The sequence below is a fragment of the Sphingomonas sp. KR3-1 genome (assembly GCF_040049295.1).
In the GTDB taxonomy this organism is placed as follows: Bacteria; Pseudomonadota; Alphaproteobacteria; order Sphingomonadales; family Sphingomonadaceae; genus Sphingomonas.
Map to the genome: position 1 here is coordinate 15,971 of NZ_JBDZDQ010000001.1, position 26,178 is coordinate 42,148.

Genomic DNA, 26,178 nt, shown 5'->3' on the forward strand with positions numbered 1-26,178 from the left:
GAAAGCCGGAATCGCGTGCGGCTCCTGTCCCGCGCCGTCGCCTGAGGTCCGGGCTTTCGCCGGATACGCAGACGTCAGAATGCCGCGGCCAGCCGGTCCATCATGCTGCGCGCCGGGCTTTCGACCGGCGCCGTCCCTTCGAGCGACTCGTCGAGCCGGGCGACGCGGCGGTACAGGTCGATGCTGGTGTTGATGATCGCCACCGCATGCTCGGGCATCGCATCCAGCAGCGCTTCCTCGGTCTCGGGCGCATCGCCCAGCCGGCGCGAGGGCGCCAGCGCGTCGCCAAGGCTGATCTCGCCGGCATCGACCGCGCGCTGGGTGAGCAGCCAGGCGATGATGTGCATCAGCCGCGTCGTCACCTTCAGCGACTCGCAGGAAAAGGCCACGCGGTTGAGCGCCTCGAGCGCCTCGCGCTCGTTGCGGCCCAGCTCGTCGAAATAGCCTCGAGCCTCGTCGGCAAGCAGCATCGCCTCGACATAGAGTGAGTCGATCAGCTTGCGATGGATCTGCGTGGTGCCCTGTTTCCCCATGACTTGAGACGCTGCCACAGGCTTCATGGTAACAAAATGCTTAATTTCGCAGTCGCTTCGTCCCGTTCCGGATCAGGGCCGGATCGGGACCAAGTCACGCGATGATATCGGGGATCAGCTGGTCTTCGAGCAGCGCGATCTCGTCGCGCAGCATCAGCTTGCGCTTCTTCAGCCGGGCGATCTGGAGCTGATCGGAGGTGCCGGTGGCGAGCAGTGCGTCGATCGCCACGTCGAGGTCGCGATGCTCGGTCCGCACCGCCTCGAGCCGCCGCACAATCTCTTTCTCGTCCATCGCGAACGCCCCCGTACCCGGTGCCTCCCTGCACCAGGGCGGTAGGCTCCGCAACGGATCATCGCGTGATTTTCGCGGGCTGTCGATTAGGCAACCGTCAACCGCGATTACCCCGCGACAAAGCTGTGGAAAAGTGATCTATTCACAGGTTCCGGCCACCGATGAAGGAGACTGCTTCGATGCAGAACGCGCATTTCTCGGCACTTTCGGCCAAGCACAACGTGCTCGACCAGCGTATCAACGCCGAATCGCAACGGCCCCTGCCGGACCAGATGGTCCTGGCCTCCCTGAAGAAGCAGAAGCTTCGAATCAAGGAAGAGATGGCGCGCTGAGAAGCGCTGTGCAGAGGGGTGTGGCAGGTGCCGCACCCCGAGCGCAAAAATCCCGAATTCAGCTTGGCGGCGCCTGCCTTAGCGGCGCGTGAGGATCGGCTTCACGAAGCTCGGCGTGTGCGTGCCGCCGCCCACCGGCTTGCGGGCCAGCATCGGATCGATCGACGCATCGAAGGCGATGCCCACCCGGCCGTCGGTCGCCCAGGCGATCTGCCCGCTCACCCAGCCCACGCCGCGCACCTCGACCTGCACCGCCGTGCCGCGATCGATCGGCTGGGCATATTCCGCCATCAGCCCGCCCGAGGAGAGATTGCGGACCCGAACCTGCTCGTCCGGTCGACCCGGCACGCGGAAATGCGCAGCCAGCATGAGGCTGTCGCGCGAACCGTTGCGCTGGCTGGAGAAATCGTCCGCCGACAGCGCCGTGAGAGGGTCAAAGGAGAACTGGTCCATCGTGTCGCTCGAAACGCAAAGGGGTTACGCGCGCAAGATAGACCGGCAAACCTTGCCAAAAGCGTAAACGAACCGCGAAAATGTGCCTCCGTCGGGGCCGTGGCCCAAGCGGAGAAGGCACAAAAAAGGAGGCCGGAGGCCCCCTGTCATTCTTCCCGCGAAACCTTCTCGTTGCGCTCGTGCCGCTCTTGCGCCTCGACAGTCATCGTCGCGATCGGCCGGGCTTCCAGGCGACCGAGGCTGATCGGCTCGCCGGTCACCTCGCAATAGCCATATTCGCCGTCCTCGATCCGGCGCAGCGCAGCGTCGATCTTCGAGATCAGCTTGCGCTGGCGGTCGCGCGTACGCAGCTCGATCGACCAGTCGGTCTCGCTCGAAGCGCGATCGGTGAGATCGGCCTCGCGCAGCGAGTCGGTCTGCAGCTGGTTGAGCGTCCCCGCGGCCTCGCGGTAGATGTCGTCCTTCCACGCGTGCAGCTTGTTGCGGAAATATTCCAGCTGACGCGGGTTCATGAAGGGTTCGTCGTTGCTCGGCCGATAGCCGTCGTCGCCGTCATTGGCGGCGGTAGGAACACGTTTACCCGGTTCGTCGAAGCGATCCAAAACAGTAGCCATCCCCACACTCTCCACTCCGGTCCCCGTCAGGCCCGAGCCGTACGGTGACCGTTTGCCCTGCGCGGCCCTATACTTTCGCGCGAGCGCGTTAACAAGCGCGCTGTTGTTTTAATCCACAGGCGTAATTGCCCGTAAACGGGGGAAAATTAGCGATGGCTGAACCGGCACGGAATCGTCGCCGGAATTAACCGATAATGTTCACGAACCGGCAGCTAACAACAGCGCGTTCCGTACCGAAGTTGAACATTAACCCTCGCAGCAGAAATCCGGGGCGCGAAAATCACGCGCAAATAAGGTTAACGGAAGCTTACGCCATTGCACTTAATAGTTTGTTTTGCACTTTTGCCGCATTGACAGGCGCGAAGCTGCTGACGGTCCCGTGGGGAGCGAAGCGCCAGCAACGGAAAGAGTGGGGACAATGTCGGTTCGCATGGCCTTGGCTAAACTGTGCGCCTGCACTTGCGGGGGCGCGGTGATTGGCGGCGGTGGCGTCTATGTCACCGAGCGCATCCAGCAACCGCGCGTGGTCCATCACGCAGTGGTCGCGAAGAAGCGCGTGGTCAAGCGCACGGTCGCCCGCCCGGTTCGCCGAGTCGTGAAGCGCACCGTCACCACCACGACTCAGGCACAGCCCCAGCTAGTGGTCGTCACGGCGCAGGGCGCACCGATCCCGACGCCGCCGCCCTATTACGGCTCCAGCGGCGAGATGCCGGTCGTCTCGTCGAGCAGCAGCGGTTCGTCTTCGGGCGTGATCGGCGGCTCGAGCGGCGGTGGCGGCTTCGGCGGCGGATTCTTCGCAGGCGGCTTCTTCGGCGGCTCGTCCTCGGGCAGCAGCAGCGGCTCGAGCGGCATCAACATCGAGATCTCGTCGTCCAACTCGTCCTCGTCGGGCGGCTCGACCTCCACGTCGACGGGCGGCTCGTCCACCTCGACCTCGACCGGCGGCTCCTCGACTTCGACGTCGAGCGGCGAAATCAGCTCGACCTCGACTTCCTCGTCGAGCGGTGACGTGTCGTCGTCGACCTCGTCCTCGACCAGCTCGTCGACCTCTTCCTCGACCAGTTCGTCCAACTCGTCGTCGACGTCTTCGTCGTCGAACGGCTCGTCGAGCCACTGGAGCAATTCGAGCGGCTGGAGCTCGAGCGGCTGGCATCACGGATCGAGCAGCTATGGCGGCAGCAGCAGCTGCGGGCATGGCTGCGGCGGCAGCGGCTCGGGCGGCCCGGCACCGGTGCCGGCTCCGCCGATGATCCTGCTGTTCGGCGGCGCAGCAGCGGCGCTGGTCGCCCGCAAGCGGCTGGGCAAGAAGAAGCCAGACGACACGAGCGGCGAATAACCGCCCTCCCGGCGAAAGCCGGGATGAAGGCGCTATTCCGCCTTCGCCAGCGCCTGCTCGATCTCCGAAACCGGGTGCCCGGTGAGGTCCTTGGCGATCTCGGCCCTGAGGCGGTCGCTCACTTCCTTGTGATAATGCTTGCGCAGCTCGCCCAGCGTCTTGGGCGGTGCGATGATGATCAGCGACTCGAAGTCCTGGCGCAGCGCCCGCTCCTTGAGCAACGCGGCGGTCTCGGCGGCGAAGCGGTCTTCCTCGAGCTGGTGGAAGTCGACCTCGTCCATGTTGCCGCCACCCCATTGCGCACCGGTGGTCCGCGTGCCCATCGCGCCGCCGGCAAGGTCGGTCGCCTGGTCGTGGTGCGACGGGTTGTGCTTGTCGGCCACCTTCTTCTCGACCTGCAGGTTCGGGTTCACCGCGTCGCCCTCGTTCCTCAGGAACAGCATCTTGCGCCCATCGGCGACCACGACGACCGTATCGTGCGGAACCTGCATCTCGTCTCTCCTTCGTTTCGTGCCTGCATCCTCAACGAGCCGCGCGCGCCAGGGTTGCGCACGCTGGGCCGCCGTCATAGGGCGCGGAGATGCACGATATCCGCGCCATCCGAGAGAACCCCGCAGCCTTCGACGCCGGCCTCGCCCGCCGCGGGCTGGAGCCGCAGTCCGCCACGCTGCTCGCGCTGGACGAGAAGCGCCGCGCGCTGATCACCGAGGCGCAGGCGGTGCAGGCGCGCCGCAACGAAGCCTCGAAGGCGATCGGCGCGGCCAAGGCGCGGCGGGATGATCCGACCGACCTGATGGCCGAAGTCGCCGAGCTCAAGGAGCGGATGCCGCTGATCGACGCCGAGGAAAAGGCAGTCGGCGCGGAACTGACCAACCTGCTCGCCGCGATCCCCAACCTTCCCTATGCCGATGTGCCCCAGGGCAAGGACGAGGACGACAACGCGCTGGTCGCGACCGTCGGTGAGCCGACCGTGCTGCCCTTCGAAGCCAAGGAGCATGATGCGTTCGGCCCGGCGCTCGGCCTTGATTTCGAGACCGGCGCGCTGCTTTCCGGCAGCCGCTTCACGCTGGTGCGCGGTGCCGCCGCCAAGCTCCACCGCGCTCTCGGCCAGTTCATGCTCGATACGCTCGAAGGCCATGGCTATGAGCAGACGATCCCGCCGCTGCTGGTGCGCGACGAGGCTCTGTTCGGCACCGGCCAGCTGCCCAAGTTCGCCGAGGACCTGTTCAAGACCACCGATGGCCGCTGGCTGATCCCCACCGCCGAAGTGAGCCTGACCAACATCGTCCGCGAGCAGATCCTGTCGGAGACCGTGCTGCCGCTGCGCTTCGCCGCGCTCACCGCCTGCTTTCGCTCGGAAGCCGGCGCGGCCGGCCGCGACACGCGCGGCTTCATCCGCCAGCACCAGTTCGAGAAGGTCGAGATGGTCTCGATCACCACGCCCGAACAGTCCGAGGCCGAGCATGAGCGCATGACCCAGTGCGCCGAGGGCATCCTGACGGCGCTCGGCCTGCCCTTCCGCCGGATGAAGCTGTGCACCGGCGACATGGGTTTCACCGCGGCGCGGACCTATGACCTCGAAGTGTGGCTGCCCGGCCAGGCGCGCTACCGCGAGATCTCGTCCTGCTCGACCTGCGGCGACTTCCAGGCACGCCGGATGAACGCGCGCTACCGGCCCGAGGGCGAAAAGGGCACGCGCTTCGTCCACACGCTCAACGGCTCGGGCCTGGCGGTGGGGCGCACGCTGGTCGCGGTGCTGGAGAACTACCAGCAGGAAGAGGGATCGGTGGCGGTGCCGGAGGTGCTCAAGCCCTATCTGAACGGCCTCGATCGGCTCGAACCGGCAAACTGAGCACCTCCGCATTCAGACGTACCTGACGCGCGGGGAAATGCGCGTTATGGTGCACCCGTAATGGTTAATGTGGGGGTCGGGATGAAGGCAGCACAGCGAATGGCGCCGGTGGCGCTGTTGTTGCTCGCCGCCTGCATCCCGCAGTCCGGCGGCGCCTATCAGGATACCGGCTATCGCCCGGCGCCGCAGCAGCGCCCGGACCGCCAGCGCCCAGTCCAGCCGCGAGAGCAGGAGCAGAGCTGGGAACGACCCGCGCTCGGCAGCGAGCAGGACGTGCGCCGCCTCCCCGCCCCGCCCCAGTCCTGGCAATCGCGCAAGGTCTCGGCCGATGCGCGCGCCGTCGCCGGCCGCAGCTATGTCGTACAGCCGGGCGACTCGCTGCGCTCGATCTCGGCCAAGACCGGCGCGGGATCCGAAGCGATCGCCCGCGCCAACGACATTCCGCCGCCCTTCGTGATCCGCGTCGGCCAGAAGCTGAGCATCCCCGGCGGCCGCTATCACCTGGTCCGCGACGGCGAGACCGGCATTGCGATCGCGGTGGCGTACGGCGTCACCTGGTCGCGGATCATCGCGGTCAACGAACTCGAAGAGCCGTACATCCTGCGCACCGGACAGCGGCTGCTGATCCCGGACGACGCCTCGCCCTCGCCTTCGGGCAAGCCCGAGACGATCGAGCAGCGCGCCGCGCGCTTCCATCTCGACCTCGGCGTCGACGATATCGTCACCGGCGGCCAGCCCGCCATCGCCGAGAAGGCCAAGCCGGCGCAGCCGACCGCCTCCTCGGCCCGCGTGCTCTCGCCGACCACGCCGGTGGCGGCGCCCGCGCGGCTCGCTGGCGGCTTCCAATGGCCGCTCAAGGGCAATGTCGTGAAGCGCTTCGGCCCCGGGGCTTCCGGAGAACGCAACGACGGCATCAAGATCGCGACGCCGCTCGACACCCCGGTGCTGGCGGCGGCGGACGGCGTCGTCGCCTATGTCGGCTCGGACATTCCAGCGCTGGGCGGGCTCGTCATCCTGCGCCATGGCGATGGCTGGACGACCGTCTATGGCCATGCCGGCCAGTTGCTCGTCCAGCGCGGCCAGGCGGTGAAGAAGGGCCAGATGATCGCGCTCTCCGGCAATTCGGGCTTTGCCGACCGGCCAGAGCTGCACTTCGAGATCCGCCAGGGGCGCAATCCGGTCGATCCGCTGCCGAGGTTGCCGGCCCGCTAGAGGCTCTCCCGCGCCTCGTCGCATTCCTCGCAACCCTCTCCAGGGGCGTGGAGGAAGACCAGCGGGTCCTCGCACACCCTGGCGGCCGCGATCCGCACCAGTTCCTCGGCGTCCATCAGCCGCGCCTCGGCATGGCCGACCGGCCCTTCGCGCTGCAGCCCCGCGGCGCGGAGCCAGTCGTCGGCCAGCTCGAACTTGGCGCAGCAACTGTCGTTCTCGCCATAATGGACCTCGGTCCCGTCGGCACCGATATAGTGGAAGTCGCTGCGATAGGGGGCGCCGCCGACCAGCTCGGCAAGATGCAGCATGGTGTTGGCGTGGTGCGTCACGCCGAGCAGCAACACCTGCCCGCCGGCCGCCCGGATGCGGTCGATCGCGCTTCCCGGCGCTGCGGGCGGCAGCACGAACGGGCCGCCTGTTATCCATTCCGCCTGCGGGCCGAGTGCCGCGACCGCGTCGAAATGCTTGCTGCGGACGACACCGGGCATCCGCCAGAACCGGTCCGCGACCACGCCGAGATCGTCGCGGTTGGGCGTGGTCGCCGGATCGAAGACATGGTCGTCGTCGCCCGTCGCCGAAGGCATCGCCAGCGTGCCCATGGGGCCCAGTGCCTCGACCAGCGCGGCGATCAGCCCCTCGGGCCCGCCCTCGACCGGCCGGACGGCGCGGAAGCTGGTGTGGACGAGCAGCACGCCGCCTTCCCGCACGCCCAGCGCACGCAGCTGTTCCACCAGGCGGGTTCGCGAGATCATCTCCATGCTTGACCTTGATGCCATCCCCGCCAAGGTCACGCCATGCCCGCCGATCTCACCGCCCGCGCCCTTCCGATCCTGATGCTCATCGCCTCGAACGTCTTCATGACGATCGCCTGGTACGGGCACCTGAAGTTCAAGAGCACGCCGCTGATCCTCGTCATCCTGGCGAGCTGGGGCATCGCCTTCGTCGAATATTGCCTGGCGGTGCCGGCAAATCGCTGGGGCAGCGCGGTCTATTCGCCGGCACAGCTGAAGGCGATGCAGGAAGTGATCACGCTCACGGTGTTCGTCGGCTTCTCGGTGCTCTATCTCGGACAGAAGATCAGCGCCAACCACCTGATCGGCTTCGCGCTGATCGCGGCGGGGGCATGGTTCGTGTTCAAGGCGCCTGCTTGAACGCTCAGACGACCAGCCCGAAGATCGCTCCCATCACCAGGTACATGACAATCCAGTAGCCCGCATCGATCAGGAACAGCGCGCGGGGAAGCCGCGAGAAGAGGTAGTTCACGCCGATCGATGTGGTGATGAACCCCGTGCCGATGATCCCCGCAATCACCAGCGCATGATGCTGCCCCACCGGCGCGTCATAGGTCAGGTAGAGATGGTCGAGCATGAACGCAGCGACCAGGTTGAGCACGAACGTGCCGCCGAAGATCAATGGCATGTTCGCGCCCGTCTTCGCCGCTGCGGCATCGATGCCGCGCGCCTGCATCCAGGCCTTGCCGAACAACGGGCCATACCAGAGCCCGCCCACCACGAAGCCGGCCAATGCCGCGCCGACGATCGCCAACCAGTGGAAATGCATTTCGCCCCTCCCGACAGCTGCGCCAGTACGAAACTACGCCCGTAAACCCCGTGCCGCCAGATCCCACCGCCAATGCGCACGCACCAAAGAATTGTTACAGTATTATATCCGATCTGTATTTCGCACCATATCGGCATAGTGTCCGTTTGACACCCAATAGGAGCAATTGACACAAATACGGTGCGCCAAAAACAGGCGACTCAAGAGCAACCAAATGGTGGGGGAATATAATGAGTTTCATGAATCAGACCGCCTTCGCAACGATCGACGGCATCCAGGAACTTAGCCTGGACGAAATCGACAGCATCGCGGCTGCCAAGAACCAGACCGGCCAGGACATTGGTGGCGTGATCATGGCAACCGGTGCTGCGATCGCGGGCGTGGGCGTGCTTTTTGGCCAGCCTGAACTCGTTGCTGGCGGCACGGTCGTCGCAGGCGTCGGCGGCCTTGTGTACTTGGTCTCCTCGCTTTGATTATTTTGGCGGGCGCCCGGAAATTGGCGCCCGCCAGTTTTAGGATACCGAGAATGTATAACTTGCGATCGGATCAGCTATATTCCGTAGAGATCTTTCGTAGCAGGGTTACGCTCATCAGAAAGAAGAACGAACTTAGCTATACCGCCATCCTGGCCACGCTGATGATCATCGGCACCAGCATTGTCGTAAACCTGCTTCGCCATGCCACGTTCGACGACGTGCGCTACGCCGCATATTCCTATGCGACATTCTGGATCCTCCTTGCGATCCTGCAGTTCGCGGACAGGAAGAACGCGGCGGGGGTTGCCAAGGATGCCCATGTCGAAGAGCTCGGACATGGATTTTCCTTGCTGATAGTATCGCTTGCGGGCTTGAACTTGCTGATCGCGGCGGCGATTCTCGCGCTTTCCCTCTGATTTCAAGGGGCCTGGCCGCAACATTGCCGTAGCGACGGCTAGTCCGATCGCGGCATGATCGTTGATACGCGCGGCAGGCCGCCCGTGCACCGGGGCGCGGTGCTATACGCAGCGGTGCGCCATGCCGCGGCCCGCCTTGGCGCACCCCGCAATTGCCCGCGCTGGTATTTTCGCCAGAAATCCCTATGTCGCGCCCCAATCATGGCAACCAAACTCCCCGAGGCGCCCCGCGTGGGCATGGTGTCGCTCGGCTGTCCCAAGAACCTGGTCGACAGCGAGCGGATCCTCACCAAGCTGCGTAGCGACGGCTATGCGATGTCGCCCGACTATGCCGGCGCTGACGTCGTGCTAGTCAACACCTGCGGCTTTCTCGACTCGGCGAAGGAAGAATCGCTCGAAGCGATCGGCGAGGCGATCGCCGAGAACGGCCGCGTGATCGTCACCGGCTGCATGGGCAAGGAAGCCGAGACGATCCGCGCCCGCTTCCCCAACGTGCTCGCGGTCACCGGCGCGCATCAATATGAGGAAGTCGTCGGTGCGGTGCACGAGGCGGCGCCGATGCCGCCCTCGCCCTTCGTCAACCTGGTGCCGGACGCGGGGCTGAAGCTCACCCCGCGCCACTACAGCTATCTGAAGATCTCGGAAGGCTGCAACCACCGCTGCAGCTTCTGCATCATCCCGGCACTGCGCGGCGACCTGGTCAGCCGCCGCCCTGACGCGATCCTGCGCGAAGCGGAGAAGCTGGTCGAGGCGGGCACCAAGGAACTGCTGGTGATCAGCCAGGACACCTCGGCGTACGGCGTCGACATCCGCAAGGAGCCGCGCCTGTGGAAGGGTCAGGAAGTGATCCCCCACATGACCGACCTGGCGCGCGAGCTCGGCAAGATCGCGCCCTGGGTGCGGCTCCACTATGTCTATCCCTATCCGCATGTCGACCAGGTCATCCCGCTGATGGCCGAGGGGCTGATCCTCCCCTATCTCGACATCCCGTTTCAGCACGCCAGTCCCTCGGTGCTGCGCGCGATGAAGCGCCCGGCCAATGAGGCCAAGGTGCTCGAACGGCTGAAGAACTGGCGCGCGATCGCGCCGGACCTGACGATCCGCTCGACCTTCGTGGTCGGCTTCCCCGGTGAGACCGAGGAGGACTTCCAATACCTGCTCGACTGGCTCGACGAAGCCCAGCTCGACCGGGTCGGCGCGTTCCGCTTCGAGCCGGTCGAAGGCGCCGCGGCGAACACGCTGCCCGGCGCGGTGCCTGAAGAGGTCAAGGAAGAGCGCTACGCCCGGATCATGGAGAAGACCGCCGCGATCAGCGCGGCCAAGCTCCAGGCCAAGATCGGCCGCACGCTCGAAGTGATCATCGACGCGGTGGACGCGGAAGGCGGCGCCACCGGCCGCAGCCAGGCCGACGCACCCGAGATCGACGGCGAAGTGTTCCTGCGCGATGCCGGCCACCTCGAGCAGGGCGACATCGTCATGGTCGAGATCGAGGATGCCGACGAGCACGATCTGTATGGCGTGCCGCTGGACGAGGCCTGAGCGCGGAACAAAGCCGCGCGGCGAGACTTGAGCCTCTCGTTTCGGAGGCCCAATGACCGTTCCCGACCGCAGCATCGAGACCTTGCCCGCGCTCGACTATGAGGCGATGCGCGCGGCGTTGCGCACGGGCGACGTGCTGCTCTGCTCGGGCACGCAGATCTTCTCGCGCGTGATCCGCTGGGCAACGCGCAGCCCGTGGAGCCACGTCGCCATGGTATTGCGGCTCGACTTGCTCGACGAGGTGATGATCATCGAGGCAGTCGAGCACTATGGCGTGCGGCTCATCCCTTTCCACCGCTGGCTGACCGAGAACAAGACCAAGGCCCGCGTCTTTCCCGGCGACCTGGTAGTGGCGCGGCACCGCCGCTTCGAGGAACGCGCGCAGGGTGAGGCGATGCGCCATCTGGGCAAATTCGCCACCAGCCGGCTCGGCACGCCATTCGGCGCCGGCGAGATCGTCAAGATCATGGTCCGGATCGTCGCCGGCCATTGGAACCGCCGCATGCCGCGCCTGCTGCGCTCGGACGACGAGTTCATCTGCTCGGAATTTCTCTATCGCTGCTATCAGCAGATCGGCATCGAGATCCCCTGGAACGGGCTCGGCTTCATCGGTCCGGATGCCTTTGCCAAGGATCCGGAGTTCGATCCTGTCGTCCGGCTCGCCCATCATGCTTTCGACGACGATCATCCGGTCAATGTGCGCTAGGGCGTGCAAGAAGGGTGACGACGCCCTTGGCGCGCCCTAAGCTGCCTCCGAAACCATCCGGAGGCCCGATGTTCCGTCCCGCCCTTGCCGCCGCCCTTCTCTTCGCCACGCCCGCCGCCGCGCAGCAGCTTACCGCTGACGAGACCGCAAAGGTCGACACCATCGTCGGCGATGCGCTCAAATCCTCGGGCGTGCCCTCCGCCTCGGTCGCGATCGTGCGCGACGGCAAGATCGTCTTCGCCAAGGCCTATGGCGACCAGGGCCCCGGCATGAAGGCGACGAGCCCGGCGGCGAAGTACCAGATCGCGTCGATCTCGAAGCAGTTCACCGCCGCGGCGATCCTGCTGCTCGAGGACGAGGGCAAGCTCAGCCTGGACGACAAGGTGTCCAAATGGGTGCCGGACATCACCGGTGCCGACCGGATCACCATTCGCCAGCTGCTCAGCCACACCGCCGGCATCCAGGACTATTGGCCGCAGGACTATGACTTCGCCGCGATGGAGAAGCCGGTCACGCCGCAGGAAATCCTCGACCGCTGGGCGAAGAAGCCGCTCGATTTCGAGCCCGGCACGGCCTGGCAATATTCGAACACCGGCTATGTCGTCGCCGGCATGATCGTCGAGAAGGCGTCGGGCATGAAGCTGCTCGACTATCTCCAGAAGAAGATCCTCAAGCCGCTCGGCATCGACGCGATGGATCAGGACTATGCCATCGGCACGGGCTTCCCCCAGGGCAATCACCGCTTCGCGCTGGGACCGGTGCGCGCGGCCCGGCCGGCGGCGCATGGCTGGCTGTGGGCGGCGGGCGAGCTCGCCATGTCGGCGACCGACCTGGCGAAGTGGGACATCGCCCGGATCGACCGCAAGATCCTGAGCCCCGAGGATTGGGAGACGCAGGAAACCAGCGTGCTGCTCAACAATGGCAGCGACCCGCATTACGGGCTGGGCGTCTCGGTCGGCGAGCGCGCCGGCGACAAGATCGTCGAGCATGGCGGCGAGGCGGTCGGCTTCCTCTCCGACAATTTCGTGATGCCGGGCAGGCGCTTCGCGGTAGTGGCGCTGGTCAACGCCGATTTCGGCGGGGCGCAGGATGCGATCACCGGCGGGATCACCGACCTGCTCAACCCGGTGGTGCAGATCCCGCCGCCGCCCTCGCTCGACTCGGCGCGCGACTATCTCGCCCGCCAGGTCTTCGATCAGCTGCGCGGCGGCGGGCTCGATCGCTCGAAGCTGACCGACGACGCCAACTATTATTTCACGCCCCAGGCGACCGCGGACTATCAGAGCAGCCTCGGCCCGCTCGGCGATCCGGTGAGCTTCGCTGCCCGCGGCAAACCGCGGCTGCGCGGCGGCTTCGTCAACCGCAACTATGACATCACCTATGCGGACGGCCGCAAGCTGATCGCTATCACCTATGCCGAGCCCGGCGCATCGGGCAGGTTCGAGCAGTTCCTGATCCAGCCGAGGGACTGATGCGCCTGATCGCCCTCGCCGCCGCTGCCCTGTTCAGCGTCGCGCCGCCCGACGCGGTGACGGTCCGCCCGGTCGATCCGCTCACGGTGCAGGACGACGACTTCGCCCGCCACCGCGATCCGGCCGAGTGGAAGGGGCTGGCGGTCACGGCGCATGAGTTCCGCGAGGAGCGTGCGCCCTGGCGGCTGTGGCGCATCGTCAATGTAAAGCATCCCAAGGGCCCGCTGTTCTTCGTGCCGCACGACAATGAGAATGCCGGGTTCGAGGCGGGGCTCGCCGCAGTGAAAAAATATGGCGGGGTGCTGATCGCGGTCGATTCGGGCGTCTCGCCGGGAGACGACGGGGTGCGGATGAACCGCGCGGTCGATTACGGCAAGCCGATCGACCCCAACCGCAACTTCGACACCGCCCTGCCCGGCTATGCCCACAACATCCTCGCTGACTTGGCGGACGGCGCCTGGCCGATCATCGCGCTCCACACCAACGCCAAGGGCTTCGACACCGGCGACTCGCGCTGCAACAAGGGCGATCCGCAAGGCAGCGGCGTGATCTCGATCCGCTTCTGCGACGATACGCTGACCCCCAGCCCGTCGGTGTCGAAGGCCTGGCCGTTCGACGATGACGACACCGTCGCCTTCGCCACCTATCTCGCCCGCGACCAGCCGAGCGACGCCTTTTGCCGCGATGCGATGGTCGGCGCGGACTTCAACGTGGTGCAGGAGCGCGTGGTGGCGAGCGACGGGTCGCTCTCCAACTACGCGGTCCTCCACGGGCTCAGCTACCTCAACTTCGAGACGCTCGACCGGGGGCTGGACCCGGCCGAGCTCGCCCTGGCGCGTGACCGGCTGAGCTTCATGGTCGATCATGCGATCGCGATGTGCGCGCCGAAGGTGAAGCCGATCGGCCGCTAGCCGGCGATTCCATCGAGTATCTTCACCGTCTCAGGCGGCAGCTTGAGGTCCCGCACCGCCAGATTCTCGCGCAGATGGCCGAGCGACGAGGTGCCCGGGATCAGCAGGATGTTCGGCGAGCGCTGGAGCAGCCAGGCAAGCGCGACCTGCATCGGCGTGGCGCCCAGCCCCTTGGCGACCTCGTCGAGCGTGCCCGACTGGATGGGCGAGAAGCCGCCCAGCGGGAAGAAGGGCACATAGGCGATGCCTGCCTCGGCAAGGCTGTCGACCAGCGCCTCGTCCTCGCGGTGCGCCAGGTTGTACTGGTTCTGTACGCAGACGATGGGGACGATCTCCCGCGCCTCGGCAACCTGGGTCGCAGTGGCGTTGCTCAGCCCGATATGGCGGATCAGCCCCTGGCGCTGGAGGTCGGCCAGCGCGTGGATCTGCTCGGCGATCGAGCCTTCGCTCGGCGCATGGACATCGCCCATGATCCGCATGTTGACGACCTCCATCGCCTCGAGCCCGAGATTGCGGAGATTGTCCTCCAGCCCGCGCTTGAGATCATCGGGGCTCTGGGCAGGGAGCCAGGCGCCGGCGTCGTCGCGCACTGCGCCGAGCTTGGTGACGATCACCAGATCGTCCGGATAGGGATACAGCGCTTCCTTGATGATCCGGTTGGTGACGTGCGGGCCGTAGAAATCGCTGGTATCGATGTGGTTCACGCCGCTCGCCACTGCCTCGCGCAGCACCGCCACCGCCTGGTCATGATCCTTGGGCGGGCCGAACACGCCGGGGCCGGCGAGCTGCATCGCGCCATAGCCGACGCGGTTCACCTGGCGGTCGCCCAACTGATAGGTCATCGGATAGTCGGTCATCGCTCGAACTCCTTCGAAAAGCACGGCACCCATCTAGGCCTTGCGGCATCGCACGATAATCAGGCACAATTCGCACGAGCTGTGCGGATTTTCGAACAATGGACCTGGACCTTTCCGAGCTGAACGCCTTTCTCGCAGTCGCCCGCGCCGGCGGCTTCCGCGAGGCCGCGCGCTCGACCGGGGCAAGCGCATCGGGGCTGAGCGAGGCGGTGCGGCGGCTCGAGGCGCGGCTTGGCGTGCGACTGCTCAACCGCACCACCCGCAGCGTCGCGCCGACCGAGGCGGGCACCCGGCTGATCGAGCGGCTCGGGCCTGCGCTGGGCGAAGTCGCAGCGGCGCTCGACGTGGTCAACGGCTTTCGCGACCGGCCGGCCGGCACGCTCAAGCTCAACGTGCCGGTGAGCGCCGCGCGGCTGGTGCTGCCCGAGATCCTGCCGGGCTTCCTCGATCTTTATCCCGAGATCGAAGTCGAGATCGTCGCCGAGGACGATCTGGTCGATGTGCTCGCGGCGGGCTGCGATGCCGGCATCCGCTATGAGGAGCGGCTGGAGCAGGACATGATCGCGGTGCCGATCGGCCCGCGCGTCCAGAGCTTCGCCGCCGGCGCCTCGCGCGGCTATCTCGAGCGGCACGGCGCGCCGGCGCATCCGCGCGACCTGCTCCAGCATCGCTGCCTGCGCGCGCGCTTCGAGAATGGCCGGCTGGTGCCGTGGGAGTTCGAGAAGCAGGGCGAGATCGTCCTGGTCGAGCCCAATGGCCCGTTGATCGTCGGCGTCGGCACTGCGATCGACCTGATCCTCGACGCGGCCGAGGCCGGCGCCGGCATCGTCAACCTGTTCGAGGCCTGGCTGCGGCCGAGCTTCGCCCGCGGCGCGCTGGTGCCGGTGCTCGAGGAGTGGTGGGAGCGCTTCCCCGGGCCGTTCCTCTATTATCCCGGCCGGAGGCTAGTGCCGGCGCCGCTGCGCGCGTTCATCGACTATGTGAAGGCGCATCCGGCGCAGGCGTGATCTTCCAACAGCGCGACTCGGGCGGCGCGGATTCTCCGTGCCGGAAAGTCACGAAAGCCGCGACAGTCATGGAGGCGCACCCGTCCCAGTCTTGCGCAACATGATTACGCGGAGGGGACATTATATTTTCCAACTGTCAAAGAGCGGCCGGGCGCGACCCCGGCCGAGTGAGGGAAACAGACGAAATCCTACATTGCAAGGGCAGGCACCTCCCCTCCCTGAAAAGGAGGGGTGGGGGGTGAGTTGCGAGCGGAGCGAGTTCAACCAATCGGCGGCCGAAACAGAAAAGGCCGGGGTATCGAGCCCCGACCTTTTCTAACCCAACCCTAGCCCCTCCCGTGCAGGGAGGGAATATCGGACCCGGGCATTTAGGGCAAAGCGTAGGCCACCACCTCGTCGCCCACCGGCGTCTCCATGAAGTGATGCCCGCCGGCATAGATGACGAGATACTGCTTGCCGTTCGCCTCATAGACGATCGGCGTCGCCTGGCCGCCCGCGGGGAGCACGGCCTTCCACAGCGTCTTGCCGGTCTTCAGGTCGATCGCTCGGATCAGGTTGTCGGTCGATGCCGCGACGAAGATCAGCCCACCGGCAGTGACCACCGAGCCGCCATTGTTCGGCGTGCCGATCGACACCGGCAGCATCGAGGGAATGCCGAACGGGCCGTTGGTGCGCGCCTCGCCGAAGGGGCGGTCCCAGATCGTCTTGCCGGTCGCCATGTCGATCGCCCGGATCCCGCCATAGGGCGGCTGCTTGCAGAGCAGCCCGGTGAAGGGCATCCGCCAGCCGGCATTGACGTTGATGGCGTACGGCGTGTTCGCCTGGGGATCGCCCGCGCCTTCGGCGCCGCCGATCTTACCGCGGGCCTGGTCGCGCGGTGCCCAGCCGAGCTTGTCGGCCTTGGCCCGGGGGACCAGCTGCACGTAATTGGGCATGTCGTTATAGTTGGCGACGATCACCCCGCGCTGCGGATCGACGGCGATGCCGCCCCAATCGGTGCCGCCATTATAGCCGGGATATTCGATCGAGTGGCGATCGGCCTCGGGCGGGGTGAAGAAGCCCTTGTAGCTCGCGCTGCGGAACTGGATGCGGCAGATCATCTGGTCGATCGGCGACATGCCCCACATGTCGCGCTCGGTCAGGTCGGGCTTGCGCAGCGTATGCCAGAGCGAGACGCGCTGGGTGGCGGCGCGCTGCTGCGGCTCGACGCCGCCGCCAGGGGCCTTCATCTCGCCCACGGGCGTGAGCGGCTGGCCGGTGCGGCGATCGAGGACGTAGAGGTCGCCCTGCTTCGACGGCAGGACCAGCGCCGGGGCACCCTTGTAATCGACCAGGGTCGCCTGGGCGCCGAAATCATAGTCCCACACGTCGTTGCGCACCGCCTGGAAGCGCCAGCGCGGCTTGCCGGTGGTCACGTCGAGCGCGACCAGCGAGGTCGCGTAGAAATTCTCCTCCGGACGGCGCTCGGACGAGTAATAGTCGGCCGCGGCGTTGCCCATCGGGAGATAGACCAAGCCGAGCTGCTCGTCGCCGCTCGCCAGCGTCCACATGTTCGGCGTGCCGCGTGCCCATTCCTTGCCGGCCGGCGGTGCGCCGCTCCAGCTCGGGTTCATCATGTCCCAGGCCCAGCGCAGCTTGCCGGTGACGACGTCGAAGCCCTGGATCACGCCCGACGGCGCCCAGCGGTCCTGCCCGTCGAGCACCTGATGGCCGGTGACGAGCACGCCGCGCACCAGCGTGGGCGGAGAGTTGATCGAGACGAAGCCGGCCGGGACCTTGCCCATGCCCTGCTTGGCGTCGACCTGGCCGTTCGTGCCGAAATCGGCGCAGGGCTTGCCGTTCTTCGCGTCGACCGCGATCAGCCGCGCGTCGAGCGTGCCCTCGACGATGCGGGTGGCGCAGGCCTGGTTGGCGGGCGCGTTCGGCACGGCATAATAGACCACGCCGCGGCAGGCCGCCGTGTAGGGGATCGCGTCGTCGGGCACCTTGGGATCGTAGCGCCACTTCTCCATGCCGGTGGCGGCATCGAGCGACAGCAGGATGTTCTTCGGCGTGCAGATATAGAGGCTGTCGCCGACCTTGAGCGGGGTGTTCTCCGCGCCATAGGTCTTGCGGATCATCGGCGACGACGGAAGGTCGCCGGTGTGCGTCAGCCAGACCTGCTTGAGCTTCGAGACATTGGCCGGGGTGATCTGGACCAGCGGCGAATAGCGCCGCGCGCTGGTGGTGCCGCCATAGACGGGCCAGTCGGCGCCGGTCTGCTGGCCGGAGGGGTCCATCATGCCGGCGGTGCCCGGCGCGGGGAGCGCGGCGAGCACCGAGTTGGGCATGCCGGCCGCGGCGGCCCAGAAGTTGATCACGGTGAGCACCAGCACTGCGGCGACCCCGCCGAGCGCGAGCCGCCACTTGCCCGCCGCATAGGTGAGCGTCGGCAGCACCAGGATCACGGCGATGGCGAGGACGACCGGCGCGATCACGCGCGGCACCTGCGCCCAGGGATTGGCGCCCGACTCCCACCAGGCCCAGAGCACGCTGGCGACGACGATGGCGAGATAGAGCCAGCCGCCTGCCATGCGGCCGCGGACCAGCAGCACGCCCGACCAGACCATCAGCGCGCCGGTGATCACGTAATAGAGCGAGCCGCCAAGCACCGCGAGCCAGGCGCCGCCGATCGCGAGCACCAGGCCGATCAGCGCGATCACGCCGCCGACGACCAGCGCGGCGATGCTCCGGCGCCGGGGCCTTACCTCCACCGGCTCGAGATAGGGGATACGCTCCCCTTCGTAGCGGGTGTCGGTCATGCTTTGCTCCCGGAATGGCTCTAGACCTTGGGAAAACCGGTTGCGAAACGATACCGTTCCATCGTGAACGAAATTTCATGTGCGTCTTGGGACTAGCCCTTGACGTGCCCATTACCTAGATCAGCCCCCATGCCTGATCTCAACACGCTCGTTCAGCCCGACAAGGGCCAGCCCGCCCGCACCATCACCGTGATCGACGCCAAGGGCTTCGACGCCTGGCTGAATGCCCAGCCGCCGCGCCACCGCACCGCGGCTGCCGCGCAGAAGCTGGCGCCCTCGCCCTATGCCAGCGCGATCCTGCCCGGCGACGGGCCCGAGGACTGGTCGGTCGTCACCGTGGTGGCGAACGCAGACCGCCTGTCGCCCTGGTGCCTCGCCAAGCTCGCCGAGACGCTGCCCGAGGGCAGCTACCGCGTCGAGGGCGCCGAGCCCGGCAAGGCGATCCATGGCTGGCTCGCCGCCCAGTACAAGTTCGATGCCTACAAGAAGGACGAGAAGGCGCCGACCGGCCCGCGCGTGCTGCTCACCGCCGATGTCGCGCGGATCGAGGAAGCCGTGCGCATGGCGGGCGCCACCTTCAAGCTACGCGACCGGATCAACACCGGCGCCAACGACATGGGCCCGGCCGATCTCGAGGCCGCGGCCGCGGACCTGGTCAAGGCCTATGGCGGCCAGCTGACGGTGGTTAAGGGCGACGAGATCGAGAAGGGCTATGGCCTGCTCTGGGCGGTCGGCAAGGCCGCCGGCAAGGGCCGCGAGCCGCGCCTGATCGAGATCGAATGGGGCAATCCCGAGCACCCGAAGATCGCCATCATCGGCAAGGGCGTCTGCTTCGATTCGGGCGGCCTCGACATCAAGCCGGCCAGCGGCATGCGGCTGATGAAGAAGGACATGGGCGGCGCCGCGCACGCGCTCGCTACCGCCGAGCTGATCATGTCCTCGCGCCTGCCGGTGCGGCTGCACATGCTCGTCCCCGCGGTCGAGAACTCGATCAACGGCGAGGCGACGCGCCCGGGCGACATCATGCGCTCGCGCAAGGGCATCACGGTCGAGAACAGCAACACCGACGCCGAGGGCCGGCTGATCCTCGCCGACGCGCTGACCAAGGCCGAGGAGAAGGGCCCCGAGCTGGTGATCGACTATGCGACGCTGACCGGCGCCGCGCGCGTCGCGCTGGGTGCCGACCTCCAGGCGCTGTTCGCCAATGACGAGACGCTGGCGAGCGAGCTGATGGCCGCGGCGGAGACCGAGGCGGATCCGATGTGGCGCCTGCCGCTCTACGATCCGTACAAGGAGATGCTGAAGTCCGACGTGGCCGACATGGTCAACGCGGCCGAGGCGCCGTTCGGCGGCGCGCTGACCGCGGCGCTCTTCTTGAAGGAATTCGTCCCCGAGAAGGCGCAATGGGCGCATCTCGACATCTTCTGCTGGAACGGCAGCGCCAAGCCGGGCCGCCCCAAGGGCGCCGAGGCGGTGAGTCTGCGCGCCGTGTGGAAGGTGCTGAAGGACCGCTACGCGAACTGATCCTGCTCCCCCTCCCCGGAAAGGGAGGGGGACTAGGCGGCGCTGCTGCCCATCGCCGCGACGACGCTCTCGACGGGCATCGGGTGGCCGTAGAAATAACCCTGCCCCATCGCGCAGCCGAGCCGGGCGAGCGTCTGCGCGGTGGAGGCCGATTCGATCCCCTCCGCGACCACCGGCAGGTCGAGCGTCGCGGCGAGCGTGATGATCGCGTGGACCAGCCGCATCGCGCGGGGATCGCGCTCCATCGCCGCGACGAACGAGCGGTCGATCTTGAGCCGGTCGAACGGCAGCATCTCGAGATGCTTGAGCGATGAATAGCCGGTGCCGAAATCGTCGAGCGCCAGCTGGATGCCCTGGTTGCGCAGCGAGGCGATCGCCTGCTGCGCGCTCTCGGCATCGACGATCAGCGCGTTCTCGGTGATCTCGATCGTCAGCCGCTGCGCCGGGAAGCGCTCGCGCACCAGCACGCCGAGCAGCTTCTCGCTGAACCACGGATCCTTGAGCTGGGTGGGCGAGACGTTGATCGAGATCGGCACCGCCCAGTCGCGCGTCTCGCGGCAGGCGCGGTGGAGGAGGCGCAGCATCAGCGCGTCGATCAGCCCGCATTCCTCGGCGATCGGGATGAACAGCTCGGGGCCGATCTCGCTGCCGTCGCGCTGCCAGCGGGCGAGCAGCTCATAGCCGACCACGCCGCCATGCTTCAGGTCGACGATCGGCTGGTAATGCGGCACGAACGCGTCGCAGACCATCGCGGCGCGCATCTCGCGCTCGATCTCGGCACGGCGGCGGATCTCGGCGTCGAGCAGCGGCTCGAACGCGCAATGCTGGTTCCGGCCCGAATGCTTGGCCTTGTAGAGCGCGATATCGGCGCGGCGCATCAGCGTCTCGCGGTCGGGCGCGTCCTGCGGGTGGAGCGAGATGCCCACGCTCGCGCCGATATGGTGGACGAGCTCGGGCCCGACGAACGGCTTGCGCATCGCGTTGACGACTGCATGCGCGGCGCGGCGGGCCGCCTCGCCGTCGCCGTCGACGATCACCGCAAACTCGTCGCCGCCCAGCCGGTAGCTGGTCCCCTCCTCCGCCATCGCCGTGCTCAGCCGCGCCGCGACATCGCGCAGCAGCTGGTCGCCGGCGGGATGGCCATGGACGTCGTTGATCGACTTGAACCGGTCGAGATCGATGATCAGCAGCCCGAGCGCACCGGCACCGCCCTCGGGCGACATGCGCTGCTCCAGCGCCTCGGCCAGCGCGCGGCGATTGGGCAGGCCGGTGAGCGGATCGTGATAGGCGAGCTGGTGCGCGCGCTGCTCGGCACCCTGGGCACGCAGCTGCTCGGCGGCCATGTGCGAGCGCGAGGCGAGCACCTCGACAAAGCCGGCATGGGTGGTGCGCATCATCCGCAGCACCACGATCGCCACCAGCAGGATGTTGAAGCCGAGCCCGCGCAGGAACCATTCGTCGGAGAAGATCAGGCAGATCGTGACCGGCGCCGCACCGAACAGCAGCACCGCCTGCCCGGCGCGCGGCAGCGGCTGGAGGCAGTAGCAGCAGCTGATCGCGCCGATGAAGATGTAGAGCGCGATGCAGGCGCGGCGGACCAGGTCGCCCTCGGCATAGAGCATCAGCCCCCAGCCGCCGAAGCCGAAGCTCAGCACGGCGGCGACGATGATCGTGCCGCGCAGGTAGAGCGGGATCAGCTCGGGCCGCGGGCTGAAGCCGCGACGGCGCACCCAGAAGCCCGCGCGCACCGCCGAGAGCAGCGCCAGCGCCGTCGGCATGCCGAGGCTCCACCACGGGCTGACCGTGCCATAGGCGGCAAAGGCGAGGAACGCCGCATCGACGAACATCATCGCGTACATCAGTGGGATCTGCTTGCGCAGGGCAGCAAACTGCTCGACCAGAATCGCGCGATTCCGTTCGCTGTCCATAGGGCCTGCGGGAAGCGAGAGCTTCAGCATGTTCCCTTATAGCAAGCCGGCGGGAAGCGCTGGCTGCGTTGCGGCGAAGATTTACGTAATTTCAGCTTATTAACGCTCTTTCGGGTAGCCGGCCCGGAACGCCCTCCCCGTCGGCGCCCGGCTCTGCTACCGATGCGCCATGCCGGCCAAGCACCCCAACCTCACCCTCGCCGCCTGCATCCTTGCCTCCAGCCTGGCCTTCATCGACGGATCGGTGACCAATGTCGCGCTGCCGGCGATCGGCGCGGACCTCCATGCCACTCCCGCCGAGCTGCAATGGACGGTCAACGCCTATCTGCTGCCGCTCTCGGCGCTGCTGCTGATCGGCGGCGCGGCTGGCGACCATTTCGGGCGGCGCAAGCTGCTGGTGCTCGGCATCGCGCTGTTCACGCTCGCCTCGGTCGCCTGCGCGGTGGCGGCGGACCTGACGCTGCTGCTCGCGGCGCGCGCGGTGCAGGGCATCGGCGCGGCGATCCTGCTGCCCAACAGCCTCGCCACCCTGGGCCACGCCTTCACCGGCGAGGCGCGCGGCAAGGCGATCGGCACCTGGGCCGGCGTCGGCGCGATCGCCGGCGCGGTCGGGCCGCCGCTCGGTGGCTGGCTGGTCGATGCGATCGGCTGGCGGGCGATCTTCTACGTCAATGTGCCGGTGGCGCTGGCGGCGATCGGCATCGCGATGCTCTATGTCGAGGAAAGCTCGGAGGGCGACCTGCCGCTCGACCTGCCGGGGGCCGCGGCGGCGACGGTGGCGCTGGGCGCGCTGACCTGGGCGCTGACGATCTGGTCGAGTCACCACGCGCTCGACACCGGCGTGGCGATCGGCCTGGCCGGCGGCCTGCTCGCGACCGGACTGTTCCTGGGGATCGAGCATTACCGCGGCGACCAGGCGATGATGCCGGTGGCGATGTTCGGCTCGCGCGCCTTTGCCGGGCTGACGCTGCTGACCTTCCTGCTCTACGGCGCGCTCGGCGGGGTGCTGCTGCTCCTGCCCTATGTGCTGATCCAGGCCGGCGGCTATTCGGCGCTGCACGCGGGCTTCGCGCTGCTGCCGATGCCGCTCGGCATGGGGATCGCCAGCCGGATCATGGGCAAGATCACCGCCCGGGTCGGCCCGCGCTGGCCGCTGACGATCGGGCCGCTGATCGTCGCGGTCGGCTTCGCGCTGCTGCTGCTGGTCAACCGAGACGCGCCCTATTGGACCTCGGTGTTCCCCGGCGCTCTTGCGATTGCCATTGGCATGGCCAGCGTCGCGGCGCCGCTGACCACCGCGGTGCTCGCCTCGGTCGACGACCGCCACACGGGCACCGCATCGGGGTTCAACAGCGCGATCGCGCGCACCGGCGGGCTGATCGCCACCGCGATCGCCGGCGCAGTGATCGCAGCGGCAGGCGCGGGACTGATCGCGGCCTTCCATGCCGGCGCGCTGGTCGGTGCGGCGATGGCCGCGCTTTCAGGTGTCACGGCGTTTCTGACGCTTGGGTCCCGTTCGCCTTCTGCGAACAAGAGCTAAGACTTCAGGAAACCGAAGCAGCACCCTCGATAATCGGCACGAACTTCTCGGCGGTGAGGCTCGCCCCGCCGACCAGCGCGCCGTCGACATCGTCGAGCGCGAGGATCTGCGCGGCGTTCGCGCCGGTGACCGACCCGCCATAGAGGATGCGGACGGCATCGGCCTTCTCGTCGCCGATCATCATCCGCAGCTTGGCGCGGATGATCGCGTGCATCGAGGCGATCTCGTCGGGCGTCGGCGTCTTGCCGGTGCCGATCGCCCAGCGCGGCTCATAGGCGAGCGTCAGCCAGCTTGGATCGGCATCGTCGGGCAGCGACTTCTCGATCTGCGACTGGACGATCCGCTCGGCCCGCCCCGCCGCGCGCTCGGCCTCGAGCTCGCCGCAGCACAGGATCACCTTGAGCCCGTGGCGATGCGCCGCGGCGGCTTTCATATAGGCGTCGTGGCTGGTCTCGTGCTGGTCGCCGCGGCGCTCGCTATGGCCGACGATGGCGAGGGTCGCTCCCGCCTCGACCAGCATCGGCGCCGAGATGCAGCCGGTATGCGCGCCCTTGTCGGCCTCGTGCAGGTCCTGCGCGCCGATCGGCAGCGCGCCGGCAACGCCCGTGGCGGCGTGGATCAGCGTGAAGGGCACGCAGAGCGCGGCATCGACCGAGGGGTTCGCCGCCGCCGCCGTCGCGATCGCCTCGATCTCCGGCAGCTGCGCGCGCAGCCCGTGCATCTTCCAGTTCCCCACCACCAGCTTGCGCCGCATCACCCAACCTCGTCGTTATTTTGTTTCAACAGCCGATAGCAGCCGCGCGCGTTCGCACAAGCTTGTCGGGGGCGAACGAGAGCCCTAAAGCACGCCCAAACAATCTCGAACGATCGGCCCTTCATGCTCAGCTTCTTCCGCAATTTCACCAAGTCGCGCTACGGCCTGATCGCGGTGTTCGTGTTCCTTGGCCTCATCGCCATCGCCTTCGCCGCGGGCGACGTGACCGGCATCCGCAACATGGCCAGCGGCGCGGGCAGCAGCACGCTCGCCACGGTGGGCGGCCGCAAGATCAGCGACACCGAAGTGAAGGACCGGATCGACCGCTTCATCCGCAACATGCAGCAGCAGGGCCAGGCGGTGACGATGGAGCAGTTCCTGGCGCAGGGGGGGCTCGAGATCGCGATCGACGAGATGGTGAACCAGGCCGCGCTGGTCGAGTTCGCGCAGAAGTCGGGCATGCAGGTGTCGAAGAAGCTGATCGACACCGATATCGCCAGCAACCCGAGCTTTTCCGGGATCGACGGCAAGTTCAGCCAGCAGACCTTCGAGAAGTTGCTCGCCGACAATCGCCTGTCGCCCGCGGTGTTCCGCGACAGCATGATCCAGGAGCGCTACGGCAACTGGCTGATCAACCGCGCGACGATCGGCAACGACCTGCCCAACGGCGTGATCGCGCCCTATGCCTCGCTGCTGCTCGAGCGCCGCACCGGCATCGTCGGCCTGGTCAACACCGCGCAGATGGACCCGGGCCCCGATCCCGACGACAAGACGCTGAACGCCTATTATATCAGCCACCGCGCCCGCTACCTGGTGCCGCCGCGTCGCGTGGTCCGCTATGCCAGCGTGACGACCGACCAGATCCGCGCGCAGCAGACCGCGAGCGAGGCCGAGATCGCCGATGCCTATGCCAAGGCCGGCAAGCGCTATGCCGCGACCGAGAAGCGCAGCGTGCGCCAGCTCGTCGTGCTCGACCAGGCGACCGCGAACAAGATCGCCGGCGAAGTGAAGGGCGGCAAGCCGCTCGCCGACGCCGCCAAGGCCGCCGGGCTCGAGCCGACCAATTTCGACGGCATCGAGAAGGCGGAACTCACCCGCCAGACCAACGCCACCGTCGCCGATGCCGCCTTCGGCGCGGCGCAGGGTGCAGTGACCGGCCCGATCAAGTCGGCGCTCGGCTATCACATCCTGGTGGTCGAGAAGATCGAGAAGATCGCCGCCAAGACCCTCGCCCAGGCGCATGAGGAGCTCGCCACCGAGATCACCCAGCGCAAGACCGCGCAGGCGCTGGCCGACATCCGCCAGAAGATCGAGGACGGCATCGGCGAGGGCAAGAACTTCGCCGAGCTGCTCGCCGACACCAAGCTCACCGCCCAGGTGACCCCGGCGCTCGCCGCCGACGGCACCGATCCGGACAATGCCGCCTACAAGCCCGATGCCGCGACCACCGCGATCATGCATGGCGGCTTCACCTTCGAGAATCCGGGCGACGAGCCGCAGGTCGTGCAGACCTCGCCCGAGGGCGGCTTTGCGATCCTGTCGCTCGACAAGGCCGTGCCGGCCGCGCCTCGCGCGCTCGCCAGCATCCGCGACAAGGTGAAGAGCGACTATCTGGTCGACAAGGCGCTGGAGAAGGCCAAGGCCGCCGCCACCGCCGTGGTCGCCGCGATCGACAAGGGCGTGCCGATGGAGAAGGCCTTTGCCGATGCCGGCGCCAAGGGTCCGCCGGCCAAGCCGTTCGACTTCAAGCGCCAGGAAATCGCGCAGAAGGAGAACTTCATCAAGATGGCCTTCACCATGCAGCCGAAGAAGGCGCGCATGCTCGAGGCGCCCGATCGCAAGGGCTTCTATGTCGTCTATCTCGACATGGTGGAGCCGCATGACGCCTCGGGCGATGCGAACGCCATGGCCGGCATGCGCAGCGCGCTCCAGCAGCAGGTCGGCGCCGAATATGCCCGCCAGTTCATCCGCGCGATCCGCAACGACGTGAAGGTCACCCGCAACGAGGCGGCGATCGCCCGCCTGCGTGCCGACCTGACCCGCCAGGGCGTCCGCTAAGGACG

General features: G+C 67.3%; 26 protein-coding genes. 15 read left to right on the forward strand and 11 right to left on the reverse strand.

Annotation, left to right across the window (positions count from 1 at the left end; translation table 11 throughout):
• Positions 1-74: 74 nt before the first annotated feature.
• Positions 75-533 carry a DUF1465 family protein gene (locus tag ABLE38_RS00095; protein WP_348972141.1) on the reverse strand — a complete coding sequence of 153 codons (459 nt, stop codon included), beginning with the start codon at positions 531-533 and terminating at the stop codon, positions 75-77.
• 94 nt (positions 534-627) lie between these two features.
• Positions 628-825, reverse strand: a complete 198-nt coding sequence (locus ABLE38_RS00100; RefSeq protein ID WP_348972142.1) for a DUF465 domain-containing protein — start codon at positions 823-825, stop codon at positions 628-630.
• 179 nt (positions 826-1,004) lie between these two features.
• Here ABLE38_RS00100 and ABLE38_RS00105 point away from each other — a divergent pair, with 179 nt between their 5' ends.
• A complete protein-coding gene (locus tag ABLE38_RS00105; RefSeq protein ID WP_348972143.1) occupies positions 1,005-1,157 on the forward strand; it encodes a YdcH family protein in 153 nt (50 codons plus the stop codon).
• A 78-nt stretch (positions 1,158-1,235) separates the two neighbouring features.
• Here ABLE38_RS00105 and ABLE38_RS00110 read toward each other — a convergent pair whose 3' ends face one another.
• Both ABLE38_RS00110 and dksA read right to left on the reverse strand, forming a co-directional pair.
• Positions 1,236-1,610: a PilZ domain-containing protein gene (locus ABLE38_RS00110; RefSeq protein ID WP_348972144.1), complete on the reverse strand. Its 375-nt coding sequence runs from the start codon at positions 1,608-1,610 to the stop codon at positions 1,236-1,238.
• Positions 1,611-1,756: 146 nt separating this feature from the next.
• On the reverse strand, positions 1,757-2,224 hold the full coding sequence (dksA, locus tag ABLE38_RS00115; RefSeq protein ID WP_348972145.1) for an RNA polymerase-binding protein DksA: 468 nt from the start codon (positions 2,222-2,224) through the stop codon (positions 1,757-1,759).
• A gap of 430 nt (positions 2,225-2,654) precedes the next feature.
• Here dksA and ABLE38_RS00120 point away from each other — a divergent pair, with 430 nt between their 5' ends.
• Positions 2,655-3,560, forward strand: coding sequence for a PEP-CTERM sorting domain-containing protein (locus ABLE38_RS00120; RefSeq protein ID WP_348972146.1), 906 nt, complete (start codon positions 2,655-2,657; stop codon positions 3,558-3,560).
• A 32-nt stretch (positions 3,561-3,592) separates the two neighbouring features.
• Here the strand turns inward: ABLE38_RS00120 and ABLE38_RS00125 are convergent, their stop codons facing one another.
• On the reverse strand, positions 3,593-4,051 hold the full coding sequence (locus tag ABLE38_RS00125; protein WP_348972147.1) for a host attachment family protein: 459 nt from the start codon (positions 4,049-4,051) through the stop codon (positions 3,593-3,595).
• Between the two features lie 89 nt (positions 4,052-4,140).
• On the opposite strand from ABLE38_RS00125, the gene serS reads away from it, so the two are divergent.
• A complete protein-coding gene (gene serS / locus ABLE38_RS00130; protein ID WP_348972148.1) occupies positions 4,141-5,412 on the forward strand; it encodes a serine--tRNA ligase in 1,272 nt (423 codons plus the stop codon).
• An 81-nt stretch (positions 5,413-5,493) separates the two neighbouring features.
• Entirely contained in the window at positions 5,494-6,624 is a 1,131-nt protein-coding gene (locus ABLE38_RS00135; RefSeq protein ID WP_348972149.1) for a M23 family metallopeptidase, read from the forward strand.
• On the opposite strand, the gene ABLE38_RS00140 is transcribed toward ABLE38_RS00135, so the two are convergent.
• Complete coding sequence (locus ABLE38_RS00140) at positions 6,621-7,382, reverse strand: AAC(3) family N-acetyltransferase (RefSeq protein WP_348972150.1); 762 nt, start codon at positions 7,380-7,382, stop codon at positions 6,621-6,623. The genes ABLE38_RS00135 and ABLE38_RS00140 overlap by 4 nt on opposite strands.
• Positions 7,383-7,418: 36 nt before the next feature.
• On the opposite strand from ABLE38_RS00140, the gene ABLE38_RS00145 reads away from it, so the two are divergent.
• Positions 7,419-7,775 (forward strand): DMT family protein, encoded by a 357-nt coding sequence (locus ABLE38_RS00145; protein WP_348972151.1) that lies wholly within the window; start codon positions 7,419-7,421, stop codon positions 7,773-7,775.
• A 4-nt stretch (positions 7,776-7,779) separates the two neighbouring features.
• On the opposite strand, the gene ABLE38_RS00150 is transcribed toward ABLE38_RS00145, so the two are convergent.
• Positions 7,780-8,184, reverse strand: a complete 405-nt coding sequence (locus tag ABLE38_RS00150; protein WP_348972152.1) for a DUF1761 domain-containing protein — start codon at positions 8,182-8,184, stop codon at positions 7,780-7,782.
• Positions 8,185-8,423: 239 nt separating this feature from the next.
• Here ABLE38_RS00150 and ABLE38_RS00155 point away from each other — a divergent pair, with 239 nt between their 5' ends.
• The 6 genes from ABLE38_RS00155 to ABLE38_RS00180 all read left to right on the forward strand — a co-directional run bounded on the left by ABLE38_RS00155 (position 8,424) and on the right by ABLE38_RS00180 (position 13,704).
• The gene (locus ABLE38_RS00155; RefSeq protein WP_348972153.1) at positions 8,424-8,657 is read left to right on the forward strand and encodes a hypothetical protein; all 234 of its coding nucleotides are present in this window, start codon (positions 8,424-8,426) and stop codon (positions 8,655-8,657) included.
• A gap of 53 nt (positions 8,658-8,710) precedes the next feature.
• Positions 8,711-9,076 (forward strand): hypothetical protein, encoded by a 366-nt coding sequence (locus ABLE38_RS00160; protein WP_348972154.1) that lies wholly within the window; start codon positions 8,711-8,713, stop codon positions 9,074-9,076.
• Positions 9,077-9,277: 201 nt separating this feature from the next.
• Positions 9,278-10,615 (forward strand): 30S ribosomal protein S12 methylthiotransferase RimO, encoded by a 1,338-nt coding sequence (gene rimO / locus ABLE38_RS00165; RefSeq protein WP_348972155.1) that lies wholly within the window; start codon positions 9,278-9,280, stop codon positions 10,613-10,615.
• Between the two features lie 52 nt (positions 10,616-10,667).
• Entirely contained in the window at positions 10,668-11,321 is a 654-nt protein-coding gene (locus ABLE38_RS00170) for a YiiX/YebB-like N1pC/P60 family cysteine hydrolase (RefSeq protein WP_348972156.1), read from the forward strand.
• A gap of 68 nt (positions 11,322-11,389) precedes the next feature.
• Complete coding sequence (locus ABLE38_RS00175; RefSeq protein WP_348972157.1) at positions 11,390-12,793, forward strand: serine hydrolase domain-containing protein; 1,404 nt, start codon at positions 11,390-11,392, stop codon at positions 12,791-12,793.
• Positions 12,793-13,704 carry a hypothetical protein gene (locus ABLE38_RS00180; protein ID WP_348972158.1) on the forward strand — a complete coding sequence of 304 codons (912 nt, stop codon included), beginning with the start codon at positions 12,793-12,795 and terminating at the stop codon, positions 13,702-13,704. The genes ABLE38_RS00175 and ABLE38_RS00180 overlap by 1 nt, the downstream gene beginning before the upstream one ends.
• Here the strand turns inward: ABLE38_RS00180 and ABLE38_RS00185 are convergent.
• Positions 13,701-14,561, reverse strand: a complete 861-nt coding sequence (locus ABLE38_RS00185) for an aldo/keto reductase family oxidoreductase (RefSeq protein ID WP_348972159.1) — start codon at positions 14,559-14,561, stop codon at positions 13,701-13,703. The genes ABLE38_RS00180 and ABLE38_RS00185 overlap by 4 nt on opposite strands.
• 98 nt (positions 14,562-14,659) lie before the next feature.
• Here ABLE38_RS00185 and ABLE38_RS00190 point away from each other — a divergent pair, with 98 nt between their 5' ends.
• A complete protein-coding gene (locus tag ABLE38_RS00190) occupies positions 14,660-15,568 on the forward strand; it encodes a LysR family transcriptional regulator (protein WP_348972160.1) in 909 nt (302 codons plus the stop codon).
• 368 nt (positions 15,569-15,936) lie between these two features.
• On the opposite strand, the gene ABLE38_RS00195 is transcribed toward ABLE38_RS00190, so the two are convergent.
• Positions 15,937-18,321 carry a membrane-bound PQQ-dependent dehydrogenase, glucose/quinate/shikimate family gene (locus ABLE38_RS00195; protein WP_348974419.1) on the reverse strand — a complete coding sequence of 795 codons (2,385 nt, stop codon included), beginning with the start codon at positions 18,319-18,321 and terminating at the stop codon, positions 15,937-15,939.
• Between the two features lie 177 nt (positions 18,322-18,498).
• Between ABLE38_RS00195 and ABLE38_RS00200 the strand changes: the two genes are divergently transcribed.
• On the forward strand, positions 18,499-19,893 hold the full coding sequence (locus tag ABLE38_RS00200) for a leucyl aminopeptidase family protein (RefSeq protein ID WP_348972161.1): 1,395 nt from the start codon (positions 18,499-18,501) through the stop codon (positions 19,891-19,893).
• Between the two features lie 32 nt (positions 19,894-19,925).
• Here the strand turns inward: ABLE38_RS00200 and ABLE38_RS00205 are convergent, their stop codons facing one another.
• Entirely contained in the window at positions 19,926-21,821 is a 1,896-nt protein-coding gene (locus ABLE38_RS00205) for an EAL domain-containing protein (RefSeq protein ID WP_348972162.1), read from the reverse strand.
• 169 nt (positions 21,822-21,990) lie between these two features.
• Here ABLE38_RS00205 and ABLE38_RS00210 point away from each other — a divergent pair, with 169 nt between their 5' ends.
• The gene (locus tag ABLE38_RS00210) at positions 21,991-23,361 is read left to right on the forward strand and encodes an MFS transporter (RefSeq protein WP_348972163.1); all 1,371 of its coding nucleotides are present in this window, start codon (positions 21,991-21,993) and stop codon (positions 23,359-23,361) included.
• 4 nt (positions 23,362-23,365) lie between these two features.
• Here the strand turns inward: ABLE38_RS00210 and tpiA are convergent, their stop codons facing one another.
• Positions 23,366-24,118 (reverse strand): triose-phosphate isomerase, encoded by a 753-nt coding sequence (gene tpiA / locus ABLE38_RS00215; protein WP_348972164.1) that lies wholly within the window; start codon positions 24,116-24,118, stop codon positions 23,366-23,368.
• Positions 24,119-24,238: 120 nt separating this feature from the next.
• Here tpiA and ABLE38_RS00220 point away from each other — a divergent pair, with 120 nt between their 5' ends.
• Entirely contained in the window at positions 24,239-26,173 is a 1,935-nt protein-coding gene (locus ABLE38_RS00220; RefSeq protein WP_348972165.1) for a SurA N-terminal domain-containing protein, read from the forward strand.
• Positions 26,174-26,178: the final 5 nt, after the last annotated feature.